This window comes from Colwellia sp. MB3u-55 (assembly GCF_014076785.1).
In the GTDB taxonomy this organism is placed as follows: Bacteria; Pseudomonadota; Gammaproteobacteria; order Enterobacterales; family Alteromonadaceae; genus Colwellia_A.
Window position 1 is genome coordinate 1 of record NZ_JACGUS010000072.1, and the last position, 17,430, is coordinate 17,430.

Sequence of the window (17,430 nt, forward strand, 5' to 3'; positions counted from 1 at the left end):
AAATATTAAATATTAAAATTTATTACGTTATATATTAAGGAAGTACTTATGAAAAAATTAATGATTGCTACTACTGTTGGTTTAGCTATTACCCTTGTGGCGGGTTGTGCGCAAAAGTCAGTGGTTCGCTACGGTGATGCGACAGCGGTTGAGACGACCGATATCAACTTTGGCTCTACTGACTTACAAAAAGTTGCTGGAGAAATGACTGACTCGTTATTATTGTCGCCAGTTGTAGGTACGTTAACGCAAAATAAACGTCCGATCATGTTTGTTGAGCGCCTTAAAAATAAAACCAGCGAACATATTGATACTGAATCAATTACTGATTCAATTTCAACAAAATTACTACGTTCAGGCAAGTTTCGCTTTGTTGATATGGCGCGAGTAGAAGCGGCTCGTGAACAAATAAAATTTCAACAAGACAGTGGTATGGTTGACACCAATAAAGCTGTGCAATTTGGTAAGCAAGTTGGCGCTGAGTATATGCTTTATGGGAACTTATCAAGTATTGTAAAATCTAACAAAGACAAGTCTGATGTCTATTATAAATTTACACTACGTTTAATGGATTTAGAAAGTGGCTTAGTTGAATGGGCTGACGAAACTGAAATTCGCAAAACTAAAGTTAAAGCATCAGTGGGTTGGTAAGAGCCGATATTTACTATTTAGGGGGAGATCATGATAACAAAGCTATTTTCTTGTTTGTGCCTATTAACGATTTTATTAAGTCCAATAGTGAATGCACAATATGACAGAAACAAAGCCGTACCTGTCGAAAAAGTTCTCTTTGGAAAAGTACAATCGGTTAGAAATATTACTGAAGTAGAACTTATTGAAGATAAAGAAAAAGGCTGGAAAGTTTTTGGTGGTGCGCTTATTGGTGGTGCGATTGGCAATCAATTTGGTAGCGGTAGTGGCCGTGATGTTGCTACTGTTCTTGGTGCTTTATTAGGTGGCTCTATGGCCAATAATAAAAACCCACAATATCACCGTAAGACGCTTCATTTAGTTGAGTTAATGATAAAAACTGATCAGGGTAAGGAGTTTATGGTCGTACAGTATTTAGATTCAAGAATGATTTTTCAACGTAATGATGCTATCCGGCTGATTTATTTGGAAAATGGCTCCGTACGGCTTGATAAACAAATGTAAATATTCAAATAAATATAGCAGGCTTGATAAAAAGTGAGTTGGTGTTAGCAACTGCTCATTTTTTTTGTTTAAATAATAACGACTTCGATGTCATTATCCTTATCTCGTTCAAAATATAACTGTGCTAGGTCAGCACTACCAAATAATTTTTTGATTTTTTGATAAGCAATGAATTTTTGTCTTGCGAGTTTGGGATCTGTACTTTTAAGCAGAAATAACCAGGTTTTTACCAAAGCAGTTGGCATTCTCTTCATATTATTACTCCTTTAATAACATTTTTATGGAGTATAGATAATCTTAATAAAAAAATGACCTTTATTTTAGAAAAAGGTGCTTAAAGCACACTAGAGTAAATAAAGAGGTTTTAGTTCGTAGTAAAGTACTTGGCTGGCTATCAAGTTTATAACTTAATAGATGAAGGTTATCCGCTTCCTTAATTCGAGACAATATCATCGATATAGCCGCTTTCTATTGTCGTTGAATGAGTTTTTTTCTTCTATCAACAAAAAACCGCTAGATATTGCTATCGAGCGGCGAAAAGTATTTAAAACAAGTTAACTAGCTTTAGTGTTGAATACCACGTTTGTTTTCTTGCCAGCTTTGTTGTAAACCAAAGGTTTTCATCGCTTGTTCAAGGTTATATTTTTCAACCATTTTTACCACTTGCTCTGAGGTTTGACGTTGCCAAGGGATCTGGTCAAGGTTAGCAATACCTAAAATAGTTGCCCCCATAATAGCGGCGTTCAATTTTAATTGTTGTTGGTCTACTTTTTCAAAGGTGTCTGATTGAGCATGATAATTAGATGCATAGTTAGCGTCTGCTTGGTTAGCCACAAGGTTTGCGATACCTTGCATCATAAAGTCATAATTGTCAGTGCCAACAACCGGATCAATTATTTGGCTAAATGAACCCAATTCTGCATCGGGATGCAAAACACTGTCGATGGTTGCTCTAATTTCTTCACGACCATTAATAAAAAAGCCCGTAATAGCACCGGTGCCAATATCTATGGTTGCGGCTAAAACATGATTATCTAACTCGTCTCTATGTGTTTGAGTGTACCCCCAAGAACCGTACATCCCCTGTTCTTCGCCGTTAAAGAGTACAAAGCGAATAGTACGCTTAGGTATTATTGCAAGCTTAGTGATTTGACGAGCAAGATCTATCACTAGACTAACATTAGCGCCATTATCAAGAGCGCCGGTACCTAAATCAAAAGAATCAATGTGAGCCCCAATTAAAACAATCTCATCGGGATAGGTGTCACCTTTTATTTCAGCAACAACATTATTAGCTTGATAAGGCTTTTCACCTAATATATTTATTTTCGCTGTTAATTTTAGTGATTCACCTGAGTTCAGTAGGCGTTGAGTGCGCAGGGCACTTTCCCTTTCCATAACAACAATGGCTAATTTATTATTAACCCCTGAGCTAGGTAAGTGGCGGTACAAGAGATTTTTTGGCCGAGAAGACATATAAATAATACCTGTGGCTTTGACCGCTAACGCTTGTTCTTCGATAATGACCGCATTGTTATACTCTTGAAAAAGACCTGAAATGCCGCGTTCATCATCCAAAATATCAGTTTCAATAAGTAACCACTTATCTGCTAAGTGATCGTCAATATTCATTTTTTCAAAATCTGCCAAACTACCTTTATTCAGATTGACGATTTTAGCGCTAAGGCCTCGATAATGGGTTTTTTTAGTAAAAGGCATAGCAACAATACGAGGTGAAAAATTTATTTGGCCATTAAAAACTTTAGCGCTAATCGTTTTCTCAGACCAAGCTCTTGGCATAGTAAAACTTTCTTTTTTAGCGGTAACACCCGCTTCATGAAATTTTTTCAGCGCCCAATTAACCGATTTTTTATTAGCCTGAGTACCCGTTAAGCGAGCGCCTATTTCATCTGTTAGTTGCTTTAAGTCTGAAATAACTGGGGTGGGCGCTTTTAATGTGGCAATTAAGTTCTCAATGTCGCTATTAAAAATAGACGTCGCGTAAGCACAATTGATTAAAAAAGCTGGCATAAGCAGCAAAGGGATAATTTTCATAATATTATTTTATTTTCTTTTATTGTTTTAACTATACATAACGCTTGGGGAATAATCAGTCAAGTTTGTTTTCAATAAATATGATCAGGAGAAAAAATAAAAAGTTAATGTTTTAAAGTAACTAGATAGAGATCATGTAGATATAAGAATTTCTTTAATGATTCATTAAAACTTTACCCGTGAATTTTTAATATAAATCAGTGGTGAAGCTATCAATTAAATTATTACTCACTTTTTGAGCGATTTTATTTATCAATGTGTGGCTAAAAGTTTACAGAAAAAGCAAACCTTTTAAATCTGTTTACTATTTTTGGTATGAATTCTATACGTTTAGGCTAGTGTTAGTTTGTTCAGTTTAACTTAAGTTACGTTTAGTTAAGGATATTACGAAGTTGTACTTGAGTGATCAGTTTTAAGGAATTAACTGAATAATTATAAAAATAAATATAATTAACTAAAGGATAATACTATGACAAAGGCATCCCCAATAGCGAAAGCTATCAAATACGCACTACTTGCTGGTGTATCTACTTCAATGTTATCAATGCCTGTTTTTGCTGAAGAAGTTGGCGCAGAAAAAGAAGTTGAACGAATTTCTGTTACGGGTTCACGCTTAAAAAAAGCAGAATTTTCAAATGCTTCTCCTATTCATGTCATCACGGCTGAAGATGCAATGAAAGCTGGTGTTAGGACAGTCGCTGATTTATTACAAAATACATCAATGGCAAATGGTCAACAATTCGATGGTTCATATAACTCTAACTCTGGTGGCTCTAATGCATCAGAAGCACCGCCAAGTGGTGGTGTCGGTTCCTCTAATGTTGGTTTACGTGGTTTAGGCCCAGAGCGAACCCTTATTCTTATTAATGGTCGACGATTGGGCTCCTCAGGTGTGCGAGGTGCTCCATCACAACCTGATTTAAGTTTGATCCCGGTTAATATGGTGCAGCGTATTGAAGTGATCACCGAAGGAGCTTCATCTATCTACGGCGCGGATGCTGTTGCGGGTGTTATTAATATTATTCTCAAAGAAAGTTTTGACGGCTTTGAAGTTTCAGCAAATATTTCTGATACGCAACACGGTGGCGGCGCTACAAAAGATTTCTCATTTATTACTGGCTTTGAAGGTAAGAAATCAAAATTTACCCTCTCTGCATCTTATTATGAACGCGATCGTATTGCCGTAAAAGACCGTACCGATTGTATTCGTAAAATCTTTGAAGACGACAACGGCAAAAGAACCTCGGTATGCTCAAGCCGCTTTTGGGATAATTCTATCTTAGATATTACCGGTTACAATGCTGATGATCCAAACGCGCCAGTGATGACCTATCCGCATCCATCCGGTATTGGTTTTTTTACTACCCCAGGTTCATCTGATGTTGGTATTCCGGGTTTTAGTTCGGCTTTTGGTTTACCCATTCCAAATGATCCTAACGTTGATATTACCAGTTCAGATCAATTTAATCGCCGTATATACTCACCGGCACATTCTGATGCTGTTGACCGTATGGAAGCCGATTTAATTCAACCAGTAACCCGTTTTACTCTTGCAGTAAATGGTAGCTACTCACCTGATTTTTTTGGTGGTGATGAAGAAATATTTTATGAAGGCTATTATTTCCATCGTAACCTAACCAGCTTAGCTTCTACTGAACAAATTTATCCAACAATAGCTGCTAATATCCCCCACGAAGATGCAAATGGTAATTTAGTCACTAACCCTGATGGCTCATTGAATTTAGTTGATAACCCACTAAACCCGTTTCCAGATTATGATGTTTCTCACATCATGACTTTAGAAGACTTGCCACAAAAACGAGAGGTTGAATTAAATCACTTCCGCTTTGTTACTGGTTTACGTGGTGACTTTACCAGTGACTGGCTATCTAATAAGGGTTGGAGTTATGAGGTGTTTGTTTCATACGACCGTGGTGTTGGTGATCAAACTCAGCCCGTAATGAATGAAACTAACCTAGCATTAAGTTTAGGGACATTGCGTCTAGATAATGCCGGTAACCCTATTTGTGGAATTAATGCCCCAGCTGGGATTGGGTTTATTACTGCCAATGAATGTGTTCCTGTCGACTTTTTTGCAGAATCTATCTTTAATGGCGGTAGCTACGGTGGTGGTACATTCGCTACACAAGCAGAAAAAGACTTTTTAATCGGCACGCGTATTAATACAACAACCGTTCAGCAATCAATGCTCTCGGGTTTTGTTACCGGTGACGTCTTTGATTTTGAAAAAGGTGCGGCTGCAACGGTTGCCATGGGACTTGAGTACAGAAAAGATCGCATAGATTCTGCGGGTGATATGCTAGGTTCAACAGGGTTAGTCGCGGCAGAGAATCCATTAACCGAAGGGGCAACCATTGGCTCTCGTGATGTGAGTGATGTTTTTGCGGAGATATCATTACCAATTGCAGTCGATCAAAACTGGGCAAATTTATTTGAAGTTGAAGCGGCGCTTCGTTATACCGATGAGTCTAACTTTGGCAGTGAATTAACCAATCGCGCACGTGTTACCTACAAACCTTCTGAAACCTTACTATTTAGCACCTCGTATGGTACCTCTTTTCGAGCACCAAATTTACGAGAGCAATTTCTTGCTAACCAATTTGGAGGTGTAAGTGGTAGTGCTGATCCTTGTATGGTCTCAGAATCGTTAACGACAAATAGCCAATATGATCCCTCTAAAGAAAATCGCTCACAAACAATTTTAGATAACTGTAGTGCTCAAGGTGCTGACTTTACTCAAATTGGTTTAAGTGGTGTACCCAGTATCCCAACCTCTTCAAGCGGTAATGCTAGAGACCTAAAACCTGAAACATCAGAAAATATTACCGCAACATTTAAGTGGACACCGGTGTTTGAAGGGGATTACGAGTTTAACTTTGGGGTTACTTACTTTAGCTTAGTCGTTGAAGATACCATTCGAACAATTAGTGCGGCGACTATTTTAAAGCGTTGTTTTGACTCTCCTAATATGGAAAGCTCATTTTGCCCACGTATTTCACGAAACAGTGGTAATGCACCCGTGATTAACTTTCCAAATTTAATTGATACCTCGTTTATTAATATTGGTGAAGAGACCTCGAAAGGTGTTGATGTTAATACACGGTTCGTGACTAACTTTGATAATGTAAGAATGACATGGGACAACCAATATACCTTACAAACTGAACGAGAAGTCACTATATTCAAAGGTGAATCGTCTGAGGACTTGTTAGAAGATTTTGGTACGCCAGAGCATCGTTTAGTGTCAACCTTGAATTTTTCAATGGATGAATGGAACTGGATGATCATGGCAAATTATATGTCGGGTACTCAATCAGCTGATGATGTCAGAGATACGGCTAAATGTGATGTCTTTATTAAAAATGAAGACTTAGTTGGTAAACCGCAAACCGTGCCTGTTTGTTCTGCCGATAGTGCGGTTTATGTTCATACATCTGTCACTTATACCGGTGATGACTTTTTAGTGACAGCAGGGATGAAAAATGTTTTTGATAAAGCGCCAGAGTTGGTTGATTTAACCGCTGGCTCAAACCGTGGCAACATGGTGACTTCATCGGGATATGATTTATATGGACGTAGCTTTTTCTTAAATGCTTCTTATCGCTTTTAGTCATTTAAGCCGTCATATTTAAGCAAGTAGATAAAGGGCGTTACGAGAGTACCGCTCTTTTTATTCAGGTACTTGTTTGCTAAGAATCAAGTTAAGCCGATAACCTTTTTTATTGGCTTAGGCCTATACGCTTAAGCTTTATTCGCATTTGAATCATGGCTGGTTGTTAGTAAGGATAAACGCTATCAACTTGTTTTTTTTTGCATTAAAACGCTAATTTTTTATCATCAGTTCAGGTACACTACCTTTGATAATAATATGACAAAAGGTGAGCTACTTGCAAAAAATTCTTATTTTTGGCAATGCTGCAGCAGGTAAGTCGACTTTAGCCAAAAAAATAGCGGCAAAACAAGGCTTAGCACATTTAGATCTTGATACGCTCGCCTGGCTGGCAACATCTCCACCGCAAAGAAAATGCCTGTCAGATTCAACCATTGAAATTGACACATTTACTCAACAACATGAAAATTGGGTAATAGAAGGTTGCTACAGTGACTTACTGGAGCTACTGATTAATAATAGTGCAACAGACCATGTTAATAAAAAAGCGTTTGCTAACGAAATTATCTACTTAGATATAACGATTAATACATGCATTACCTATGCTGAAAATCGTCCGTGGGAAGCGCATAAATATCCATCAAAGCAAGCTCAGGATGATAATTTAGCCATGCTTATTGATTGGATAAAGGCTTATGATACACGCACCGATACTTTTTCAAAGCTAGCTCACCAGCAACTTTATACTCGCTTTGTCGGTAAGAAAAAAACTATCACAACCCATAACAAATAACTCACACCTAGGTTTGAAACCTTAAGATAACTTTATGAAATTTCGTATTCTCCATACTTCTGACTGGCATCTAGGCCAAAACTTTTACGGTAAAAGTCGTGCTGCAGAGCATCAAAAATTTTTAAATTGGTTACTTACACAAGTCAGTGAACATGACATTGATGCAGTGATTGTTGCGGGTGATATTTTTGATACGGGTACACCACCTAGCTATGCCCGAGAAATGTACTTTGATTTTATTGTTAATATGCATGAAAAAAACTGCCCATTAATCATTCTGGCGGGTAACCATGACTCTGTTGCCATGCTTGGTGAGTCGAAGCAGTTATTGTCACATTTATCATGTCAGGTGATCACCAGTGTTAGCGATAAGATAAATCAGCAAGTAATTACGCTTAACAATAAACAAGGTCAACCCGGGGCGATATTGTGTGCTATTCCTTTTATTCGCCCGCGCGATATTATTAGCAGCAGTGCGGGGCAATCTGTTAAAGATAAACAACAGTCATTGCAGCAAGCGATTAGTGAACACTATCAAACACTATTCACCCATGCAGAAGATATTTCTTTAGTCAATGATGAAAAAAAATTACCGGTTATTGCCACTGGGCATCTAACCACCGTTGGTGTGACCAGCAGTGAGTCGGTGCGCGATATTTATATTGGCACCTTGGAAGCTTTTCCTGCCAATGCTTTTCCACAAGCCGATTACATAGCGCTTGGCCATATCCATCGCAGTCAACGGGTTGCTAAATCTGAGCATATTCGTTATTGCGGATCACCAATAGCCTTAAGCTTTGATGAAGCAAGTCAAACTAAAAAAGTCTTAATCGCAGAATTTGAACAAGCAAAACTGAGTCAGGTTATTGAACAAGATATTCCCTGTTTTCAACCTTTGTTGATGGTAAAAAGTAAATTAGAACAGCTCAGTGAAGATATCAATAAGCTTGTTAGCGAGCTCAATAGTTCGAAGACCTCATTAGAGAAAGAACAAAAAATTTGGCTTGATATTGAGATTAACAGTGCTGAATATTTACAAGATTTAACCCCTCGCATTGAAGCGCTTGTCGAAGAATTACCGGTAGAGGTCTTGTTGGTGCGACGCAGTAAAAAATCTAGGCAGTTAATGCCAGAAAGCCAAAAGAAAATCACCTTAAATGAATTATCTTTAGCCGAGGTGTTCTCAACGCGATTGCAGCAAGAAAATTGGCAAACAGACACAGAGATAAGCCAAAAAGATCGACTTGAAAAAATGTTTGCACAAACGCTAGAGCAAGTGCAACAGCAAAATACCACAGGTGAAAAGCACAGTGAAAAACCTCAAGTTACCGGTGAAATCAAGTGAGAATATTAAGTTTACGATTTGAAAATATCAACTCACTTAAAGGTGCGTGGAAAATTGATTTTAGCCAAGCACCTTTTGACAATAGTGGCTTATTCGCCATTACAGGACCCACAGGCGCTGGAAAAACCACCATATTAGATGCTATTTGTTTGGCGCTCTACCATCAAACACCCCGTTTAAATATTTCAGATAAGCAAAACCAATTAATGACCCGCCATACGGCGAGTTGTTTAGCTGAAGTTGAATTTGAAGTGAAAGGTAAAGCTTACCGAGCCTTTTGGAGTCAACGACGCGCTAAAAATAGTGTCGAAGGGAATTTACAGAAACCGATTGCGGAACTTGCTGAAATTTCAATGTCGACAGCAGATAATGATCAAATAATAGCAACAAAAGTCTCGCAAGTGCGCAATGAAATAGCCAGTTTAACCGGTTTAGACTTTTCTCGTTTTACCAAGTCTATGATGCTTTCACAGGGACAGTTTGCCGCTTTTTTAAATGCCCCAAGCAACGAACGAGCTGAACTTTTAGAAGAGTTAACCGGTACTGAAATTTATGGACAGGTTTCACAGCAAGTCTATCTCAACCATAAAAATGCCAGTAACGACTTAAAAATATTACAAGCGCAGAGTCAAGGTACCGTTATATTATCGGCAGAAGAGTTAACCTCGTTGACCCAACAACTTGAAACACTTGGTGATGATGAACAACGAGTGGCTACTGAACATGATTTGTGGCAAAAAGCATATCTTTGGCAACAGAAGTCGCTTGAAAACCATAACAGTATTAATGTGGTTAACAGCCAACTTGATCGTGTAGCACAAAAAGAGCGCGACGCCCAAGATGACCTACGCTTATTAGCTTTAGCTAAACCGGCTGAGAAATTGCGACCTGTTTTCGAGCAACATCAGCAAAAAATACAATTACAAAAATCATTAGTGGTCAGTAACAATGAACTTTTAATTAGCTGTAAAAATATCGAACAGCAAACAACTATGGCTCAGCAAGCCTATGAAGCCTTAACGAAAGAGCAGGGCATTCAACATTTAGCCGATCAACGCATTGAAAATCTGATCATTGAAGAAGTGATCCCCCTTGATAACAAAATTTTTCATTGGATTAAACAAGAAGAAGAATCAGCCAATAAATTAGTTGAGTTAGCGCATGCTCAACAGTTATCAAAAAATAATTGCGACAAGTTAGCTAACGAGCAAGAACAACATCAAGTACAGTTTATTAAAAATGAAGGCTTTATTAGCAATAATCAGGTATTGAAGTTTTTGCCCGAGAAGCTGCCATTATGGCAAAGTCAGTATCAATACTTATTGCTTATTGAAGATGAAGTACAGCAAATCCTGAGAGACCAACAAGGGTTGCATTTACAACATCAACAATTAAATGTTCAACAAGAAACCCAGCAAAATCTCATCAACAAACAGCAAAGTGTGCGCGATGGTCTTATTGAGCGATTTGAACAATATCAACAAGAAATAGCTGACGTCTTAGCGCAAGTGTCGATGAATGACCGATCAGCACTACAAAATACGATACAACAACGACAGGGGAAAATTGCAGAGCAAATAACTGCCCTTGAAAGCGCTCGTCGCTTTAACTTTTTAACAAACGAAGTCGCTAATGCTAGTGCTGATAACGCAGAAAAGAAAAAGCAATATCAACGTGTTACTGAACAAGTGCTTGAATTAAGAAACCAATATCGACAAGTGCAGATAATGCGTGATGATGTCATGCTTATTGTCGGTCAACAAAAAACTATTTTATCGTTAAATGAACATCGTAAAAATCTTCAGCCCGAGCAAGCGTGTCCATTATGTGGTTCAAATGAGCATCCCGCTATTGACGAATATTCATCATTAGTCGAGGGTGGATCGTCTGAATACCAACAAAGATTTGAGCAGTTAACGCAACAATTAAAACAATTAGAGCAGCAAGGCAAGGCTCAAGCAGAAACACAAGCTCAGCTGAAGGCGGAACTTGGCGTTGCTGATAAACAACTAGAAGAAAAATTAACAGAGCAACAAGTTTTATTGAGTCAATGGCACTCAAAAGCACAGCCACTTGATCTAGATTGTCCATTAGCAGACTTAGCCTTTATTGAGTCTTTTATTGGTGAGCGAGGAAATAAGCTAGAAGATTTTGTTAACACAAACCTCAGGCTTCAAAAGGCTGAACAACATTTACAGCAGTGTCAGCAGCAAATAGTCGCTGCTGAAAAAGATAAGTCAACGCTTGAAAACCAAGCTTTACTGCTAATAAACAATCAAGAAAATAGCCAAGTCAGTTTACAACAATTAACGGTTCTTCTCACACAAAAGCAACAAATTAAGGCCGAAGGGCTTACTGCTTTTAAAGCCGATATTACCGCCATAGCCAAGCAGGTAAATACCGAGCAAAGTAGCGTATCATTTGCAGCGTTGTTTAACGAAAACACTGAAGCGCTAGCCAGTCATGAAATTTTTTCTACTTGGTTTACTGAAATAAGCGAACAAGTAAAACACTATCAACAGACGTTGCAACAACAAGAACAGTTCTTGCAAGTTATTACCGGCTTAAAGCAACAGTTGGCGGTTGCACAAATACACGATAATGGGCTCAATGACGACTTCGCACATGTTAGACAAACTCAGGGACAAGTGATTAGTGAACTAAAACAAGCTCAACAGCAACGCTTTACTCTTTTTGCAGAAAAAACCATTAGCCAAGTCAGAGCTGACATCACCACTAAGCGTAAGGCGATAGCTGATGAGCTTGATAAATTACAACAAACTTTTCAGCAATGCATGCAAACACACCAACACCAACAAGGTCTTTTAAAAAGCGCAGAACAGCAATTAACACAGCTGAATGAAGAAGTTGAATTATTGACTTCAGCGTGGCAAAACGCCTTATCTAAAAGTGATTTTTCGCAAGAAGTTGATTTTATCAATGCGTTATTACCTCCTGATAAACAAGATGTGTTTCAGCAAGTGTCAGACAGTATTACCCTTGAAAAACAGCGTTCACAAACACTACTCGAACAATATCAGCAACAACTTCAACAATTGACTATTGATCAAGTTGCGATTCAACAAGCAGGTGTGAATGATTTTAGCACCTTGGCGATCACGGAAAAATTGGCAGCATGTAAAGAGCAGTTGAAACAAGCGCAGATAAAACTAGGACAATTAGGGCAAACATTAAAACAAGACGATATTCAACGCCAACAACAACAAGGTTTACTTGAAAAAATAACGGCTTTACAAAAAGATGTCGATGATTTAGCTCATTTAAACGGCTTAATTGGTTCGGCAGATGGCGCAAAATTTAGAAAGTTTGCTCAAGGGTTAACGCTTGCTCATCTCGTCTATTTAGCGAATCAACAGCTCGAGCGCTTACATGCTCGCTATCAACTTAAGTGTCAACAATCTGAGGCATTAACTCTTGAAGTCCTTGATACATGGCAAGCGGATAGCGTACGGGACACCAAAACACTTTCTGGCGGTGAGAGTTTTTTAGTGAGTTTGGCGTTGGCGTTAGCTTTGTCTGATTTGGTCAGCGCCAAAACAAGTATCGACTCTCTTTTTCTTGATGAAGGTTTTGGCACACTTGATAACGATACACTCGAAGTAGCACTTGATGCGTTAGACAGTTTAAATGCTAGTGGTAAAATGATTGGTGTTATAAGTCATGTAGATACGCTTAAAGAACGTATTCCTGTGCAAATAAAAGTTAAAAAATGCAGTGGCTTAGGTGTAAGTGAACTGGAGAGTCAGTTTAGATTTTAGTCGACAGGGGATAGGCAAGAGTAGGTTGTTAAATAGTCATTAACCTACTCTTGCTTATTTTTATTGTGTTAAGAACCTTCAGAGAAAGGAGGTGCTGTTCTTGCGGGTATGTTGCTTAGTGCTTCTAAACTTTCAACTTTTAATAATAATTTTTTATTCTGCTCACTGAGTTGAGTTACGCGGCTTGCCAGGGCTATTTGTTGTTTATCACGACGTTGAGAGTTTGACTCTATAGCGGATAACTCCAGTGATAAATTTTTAATATTTTCAGTCAACTTTTCTTTTAATGCGTCTATTGAGAACTCAGTAGCTACTTGCTTATTATTAACGTCGTTTATTGTGGCGTTTGTTGCTGCAACGGTTTTAGCTTGAGTTACTGATAAGTCAGTCAATAATTTATTATCTTTTTGTAACGTCTTTATTTGAGATTGGTTTCTACGCCAAGCAGAAGCCCAAAGCTTGTCCATTTCTTCCCAAAGTTTATCACTGGTCTTGCCGAGTGTTTCTATGCGTACTTTCATCTCTACTGCAGATTCACCCATTTCTTCACCTGTAGCGGAAAGTTGGTTCTCTAAGTCGGCAATGCGTTGCTCTGCTGAAGCTATAATGGCATTTGTTTTAATATTTTGTTGATAAAGCCAATAGCCAGCACCCGCAATAAATAAATAGATAAAAATAATAGCCGCTTTAGCTATTTTTATTTGTGGCGTACTAGGTGTTTTTTGTGGCTTGACAACTTTGGGTTGAGGCGATGTATTATCAACCGAATTAGTTGAAGCGGGAGAAGAAGTTCGAGTGTTTTTGAATGCCTCGACCTGATCTTTATCAGGTGTGATACTTGGCATGTTATGGTCGATTTGCTTAGTCAAAATATTTTCCTGTTAGTACTATTTATATCATTTTTATCTAATTGGTTATTCTACACAATTATAATTCTATGTATTCAAATTAATATTATTATTTTGATGAGATAAAAAATTGAAAAAAAAACCAATAAGTCAGACTTATTGGTTTTATAATATTTTAAGGATAAATGCTAGTAACTATCGTTATGAACACTCATTACCGCTCGACCTGAAGGGTCAGCATTATTTCGAAAACTTTCATCCCATGCTAATGCTTCCTCAGTACTACAGGCAACAGACTTACCACCGATAACACAGTCTGCCGCTGAGGCAAGTGGAAATTTATCTTCAAAAACAGTACGATAAAAGTAGGCTTCTTTACTGTCTGGTGTATTCACTGGAAATTTAAAGTTAGCCGTTGCAAGTTGCTGATCCGTCACTTGAGACTCAACATGTGCTTTTAAACCATCAATCCAAGAATAACCAACACCATCAGAAAATTGCTCTTTTTGACGCCACAAAATTTCTTTAGGCAAATAACCTTCAAACGACTCACGTAAAATTGCTTTTTCCATTTTTCCGTTGCCACACATTTTATCTTCTGGGTTGATGCGCATCGCAACATCCATAAAGTTTTTATCTAAAAATGGCACTCGGGCTTCAATACCCCAAGCTGACATAGATTTATTGGCACGTAAGCAATCAAACTTATGTAATCGGTCTAACTTACGGTTAAGTTCTTCATGAAACTCTTGTGCGTTAGGCGCCTTATGGAAATATAAGTAACCACCAAAAATTTCATCAGCGCCTTCACCTGAAAGTACCATTTTTATACCCATGGCTTTTATTTTACGCGCCATCAAGTACATAGGGGTAGAAGCTCGAATAGTGGTGACGTCATAAGTTTCTAAGTGATAGATAACTTCTTGTAAGGCATCTATACCTTCTTGCTCAGTAAACACCACGCTGTGATGAATAGTCCCTATGCTGTCTGCTACTGTTTTCGCGGCAATTAAATCTGGCGAGCCTTCAAGACCACAAGCAAAGGAGTGAACCTTTGGCCACCAAGCTTCAGCTAAGTCATTATCTTCAATACGGCGAGCAGCAAATTTTTGCGTAATAGCTGATATTAGCGATGAATCTAAACCACCCGATAATAAAACACCATAAGGTACATCAGTCATTAAATGACTTTTAACCGACTCTTCTAGCGCTTCACGAATTTTTGTTTTACTGGTGGTATTATCTTTAATCGCAGAATATTGTTGCCAGTTACGTTTATAATACTTTTGTAATTCGCCAACACGACTGTCAAGAATATGGCCAGGAGGAAACTCACTCACTGTTTTACAAATTGGCATCAATGCTTTCATTTCAGAGGCAACATAAAAGTTACCGTCTTCATCATAGCCAGTGTAAAGTGGAATAATACCGATATGATCGCGTGCTATAAGGTAAGAGTTATCAGTTTCGTTGTATAAACAAAAAGCAAACATGCCTTGAAGTTTATCAATAAATTCAACACCAAATTCTTTGTATAGTGGCAGGATAACTTCACAATCTGAGCCAGTTTGAAATTGGTAATCTACCGTTAAGTTTGCTGCTAGGGCTTTATGGTTATAAATTTCACCATTTACAGCGAGAATGTTTGTTTTGTCTTCGTTATATAATGGTTGAGCACCGTGCTCAGTATCAACAATTGATAAACGTTCATGCACTAAAATAGCATGTTCGCTGCTGTAAATACCAGACCAATCAGGACCACGGTGACGTAATAAACGAGAATATTCTAGGGCTTTCGGACGAAGTGCGTCTGCACCTGTTTTTATATCTAATATACCAAAGATCGAACACATTGAAGCGCTACTCCTTTAAATTATTAACAAATTGTGAGGTACGTATAAAATTAATCGCTCATACGATAGGCCACTGTGACAGCTATAAAAATATTATCAAGTGCTATTTTGCTGAATAACTTAGATATGGTTATAAAGAGTCGTTTTTAATGTAAAAAAACGCTAAAGACTGCAGTCAATAGCGTTTTATTAATCATCAAATGTTATTGATTAAATATTGTTAGTCACATCAACCGACAATTTTATCATTTGACCAGGTTGTAAATATTTTTTGCGATTTAAACTGTTCCAGCGTTCGATATCACTAATTGAGACCCTAAATTTATTGGCAATACGTGCGAAAGAATCACCACGTCTTACCTTGTAGGTGATATTTCGCATGATTGCCTGCTCTGGCGGCTGGTAAGACGTTGTGCTGGCTAAATTGTCTTCAGCCACAGCGGTTTTCTGCCAAATAACCAGTTTTTGGCCAAGCTTTAAAACATCGCGTGGCGCCATACCGTTCCATTTTGCAATACTTCGGCTACTGACCTTATAGGTTTGTCCTATATCCCATAAAGTATCGCCTGCTACGACAAGGTGTGTTGTTTTCTCTCCACTTCGTTGACGGTTTTTAGTTGTCGCCGTCCGTTGCTTTTGAGAAAAGACATAACTGTCGAGCGACTGAGTCGCCACAGGAATTAATAAGTGTTTGCCCGCACGAATTTGTGTGCCTCTAATATTATTAACCTGTTTAATTAACTTGATATCAGTATTAAATTTATGGGCAATTTCACCTAAGTTATCACCATCTTTAATTTTATAACGCTGCCATGCTAAACGATCTTCCTGGGGAAGTTCAGCAAGCTTCTTCACAAAATTAGCGACTTTATGGTTAGGTATCAATAAACTGTGAGGGCCATCAGGGTCAGTTGCCCAACGATTAAATCCAGGGTTTAAGCGTTGTAGTTCAGCCAAAGATAAATCAGCTAATTTAGCCGCTTTTGCTAAATCTAACTGCGATCCTATATCAATATTGGTGATCTGACTCTTGTTTTCAATTTCGTAAAGTTTAATATTGAAATCTTCAGGACGTTTTATTACATCGGCCAACGCAAGTAATTTTGGTACGTAAGCTCTAGTTTCTCTGGGTAAATCTAAAGACCAAAAATCTGTTGGTAGATTTTTACGAGCATTTTTTTTCATTGCGCGTTTTACACGACCTTCACCAGAATTATATGCAGCGAGCGCTAATAACCAATCACCATCAAAAAATTTGTTTAAATATTTTAAATATTGAATCGCACCTTGTGTTGATGCAATGACATCACGGCGTCCATCATACCACCAGTTCTGCTTCATATTGAATCGCTTGCCGGTTCCTGGAACGAATTGCCACATACCTGAAGCACGACCATGTGAGTATGCAAAGGGATCAAAAGCACTTTCAACGATAGGTAAAAGCGCTATTTCTAGCGGCATATCATTTTTTTCAAGTTCTTGCACAATATAAAAAATAAAGGGCTCAGCACGTTTTGCTACACGGTCAAGATATTCAGGATGTTTTACAAACCAATTGCGTTGCTGCGTGAGGCGTTTATCTTCTGGAATTTTAAAGGTAAATTTAGTGCGTATACGTTGCCAGATATCATCGGATACATAAATATCATCAACAATTTCTGGGTCAGTTAAGGTAAATTCTACATCCGCAACCGGATGAATAATATCAATGTTTTCATCGGCTAATATCGCCTGATTAATTTCAGCAGTGCTAGCTATCATCCGTTGGTCAATATCTGTTGCTTGAGCGCCATTACTACTTTGCACTGACGTCGCTTGACAACCCATTAGCATGACCGAGAAAGCAAGAGAAAATGATAGTGGTAGAGCTTTTGCAAAAGTATATTTTTTAGCAGGTGATTTGTTTGATGTTTTTAAGATAAATTTCATGTAGGCACTATATTATTTTACTTAAGGTTAGTTTCACTTATT

General features: G+C 38.1%; 11 protein-coding genes. 6 read left to right on the top strand and 5 right to left on the bottom strand.

Features of this window, described 5'->3' with window-relative positions; all coding sequences use genetic code 11:
* Positions 1-48 precede the first annotated feature (48 nt).
* Positions 49-651 carry a penicillin-binding protein activator LpoB gene (gene lpoB / locus H4J66_RS03335; protein ID WP_070376678.1) on the top strand — a complete coding sequence of 201 codons (603 nt, stop codon included), beginning with the start codon at positions 49-51 and terminating at the stop codon, positions 649-651.
* Positions 652-681: 30 nt separating this feature from the next.
* Entirely contained in the window at positions 682-1,155 is a 474-nt protein-coding gene (locus H4J66_RS03340) for a glycine zipper 2TM domain-containing protein (protein WP_182170584.1), read from the top strand.
* A 68-nt stretch (positions 1,156-1,223) separates the two neighbouring features.
* On the opposite strand, the gene H4J66_RS03345 is transcribed toward H4J66_RS03340, so the two are convergent.
* Together H4J66_RS03345 and H4J66_RS03350 are read right to left on the bottom strand one after the other, a co-directional pair.
* A complete protein-coding gene (locus H4J66_RS03345) occupies positions 1,224-1,409 on the bottom strand; it encodes a hypothetical protein (RefSeq protein ID WP_182170587.1) in 186 nt (61 codons plus the stop codon).
* A gap of 310 nt (positions 1,410-1,719) precedes the next feature.
* Positions 1,720-3,210, bottom strand: coding sequence for a M28 family peptidase (locus tag H4J66_RS03350; protein WP_182170590.1), 1,491 nt, complete (start codon positions 3,208-3,210; stop codon positions 1,720-1,722).
* 469 nt (positions 3,211-3,679) lie between these two features.
* On the opposite strand from H4J66_RS03350, the gene H4J66_RS03355 reads away from it, so the two are divergent.
* From H4J66_RS03355 to H4J66_RS20595, 4 genes are all read left to right on the top strand, one after another.
* The gene (locus tag H4J66_RS03355; protein WP_182170593.1) at positions 3,680-6,841 is read left to right on the top strand and encodes a TonB-dependent siderophore receptor; all 3,162 of its coding nucleotides are present in this window, start codon (positions 3,680-3,682) and stop codon (positions 6,839-6,841) included.
* A 277-nt stretch (positions 6,842-7,118) separates the two neighbouring features.
* A complete protein-coding gene (locus H4J66_RS03360; protein ID WP_182170596.1) occupies positions 7,119-7,634 on the top strand; it encodes a shikimate kinase in 516 nt (171 codons plus the stop codon).
* Positions 7,635-7,668: 34 nt separating this feature from the next.
* Positions 7,669-8,979 carry an exonuclease subunit SbcD gene (gene sbcD / locus H4J66_RS03365; RefSeq protein WP_182170599.1) on the top strand — a complete coding sequence of 437 codons (1,311 nt, stop codon included), beginning with the start codon at positions 7,669-7,671 and terminating at the stop codon, positions 8,977-8,979.
* Positions 8,976-12,758, top strand: coding sequence for an AAA family ATPase (locus H4J66_RS20595; RefSeq protein ID WP_182170602.1), 3,783 nt, complete (start codon positions 8,976-8,978; stop codon positions 12,756-12,758). Before sbcD ends, H4J66_RS20595 begins: the two co-directional genes overlap by 4 nt.
* 68 nt (positions 12,759-12,826) lie before the next feature.
* Here H4J66_RS20595 and H4J66_RS03375 read toward each other — a convergent pair whose 3' ends face one another.
* From H4J66_RS03375 to H4J66_RS03385, 3 genes are all read right to left on the bottom strand, one after another.
* The gene (locus tag H4J66_RS03375) at positions 12,827-13,627 is read right to left on the bottom strand and encodes a hypothetical protein (protein ID WP_182170604.1); all 801 of its coding nucleotides are present in this window, start codon (positions 13,625-13,627) and stop codon (positions 12,827-12,829) included.
* A gap of 167 nt (positions 13,628-13,794) precedes the next feature.
* Positions 13,795-15,459 (bottom strand): asparagine synthase B, encoded by a 1,665-nt coding sequence (gene asnB / locus H4J66_RS03380; RefSeq protein ID WP_070376687.1) that lies wholly within the window; start codon positions 15,457-15,459, stop codon positions 13,795-13,797.
* A 210-nt stretch (positions 15,460-15,669) separates the two neighbouring features.
* Complete coding sequence (locus H4J66_RS03385; protein WP_182170607.1) at positions 15,670-17,388, bottom strand: LysM peptidoglycan-binding domain-containing protein; 1,719 nt, start codon at positions 17,386-17,388, stop codon at positions 15,670-15,672.
* Positions 17,389-17,430: the final 42 nt, after the last annotated feature.

Bases quoted from the DNA above. Each gene is read 5' to 3' on its own strand.
- asnB (WP_070376687.1), bottom strand. From the start codon at position 15,459: ATGTGTTCGATCTTTGGTATATTAGATATAAAAACAGGTGCAGACGCA.
- sbcD (WP_182170599.1), top strand. From the start codon at position 7,669: ATGAAATTTCGTATTCTCCATACTTCTGACTGGCATCTAGGCCAAAAC.
- H4J66_RS03350 (WP_182170590.1), bottom strand. From the start codon at position 3,210: ATGAAAATTATCCCTTTGCTGCTTATGCCAGCTTTTTTAATCAATTGT.
- H4J66_RS03385 (WP_182170607.1), bottom strand. From the start codon at position 17,388: ATGAAATTTATCTTAAAAACATCAAACAAATCACCTGCTAAAAAATAT.
- H4J66_RS03340 (WP_182170584.1), top strand. From the start codon at position 682: ATGATAACAAAGCTATTTTCTTGTTTGTGCCTATTAACGATTTTATTA.
- H4J66_RS03345 (WP_182170587.1), bottom strand. From the start codon at position 1,409: ATGAAGAGAATGCCAACTGCTTTGGTAAAAACCTGGTTATTTCTGCTT.
- lpoB (WP_070376678.1), top strand. From the start codon at position 49: ATGAAAAAATTAATGATTGCTACTACTGTTGGTTTAGCTATTACCCTT.
- H4J66_RS03355 (WP_182170593.1), top strand. From the start codon at position 3,680: ATGACAAAGGCATCCCCAATAGCGAAAGCTATCAAATACGCACTACTT.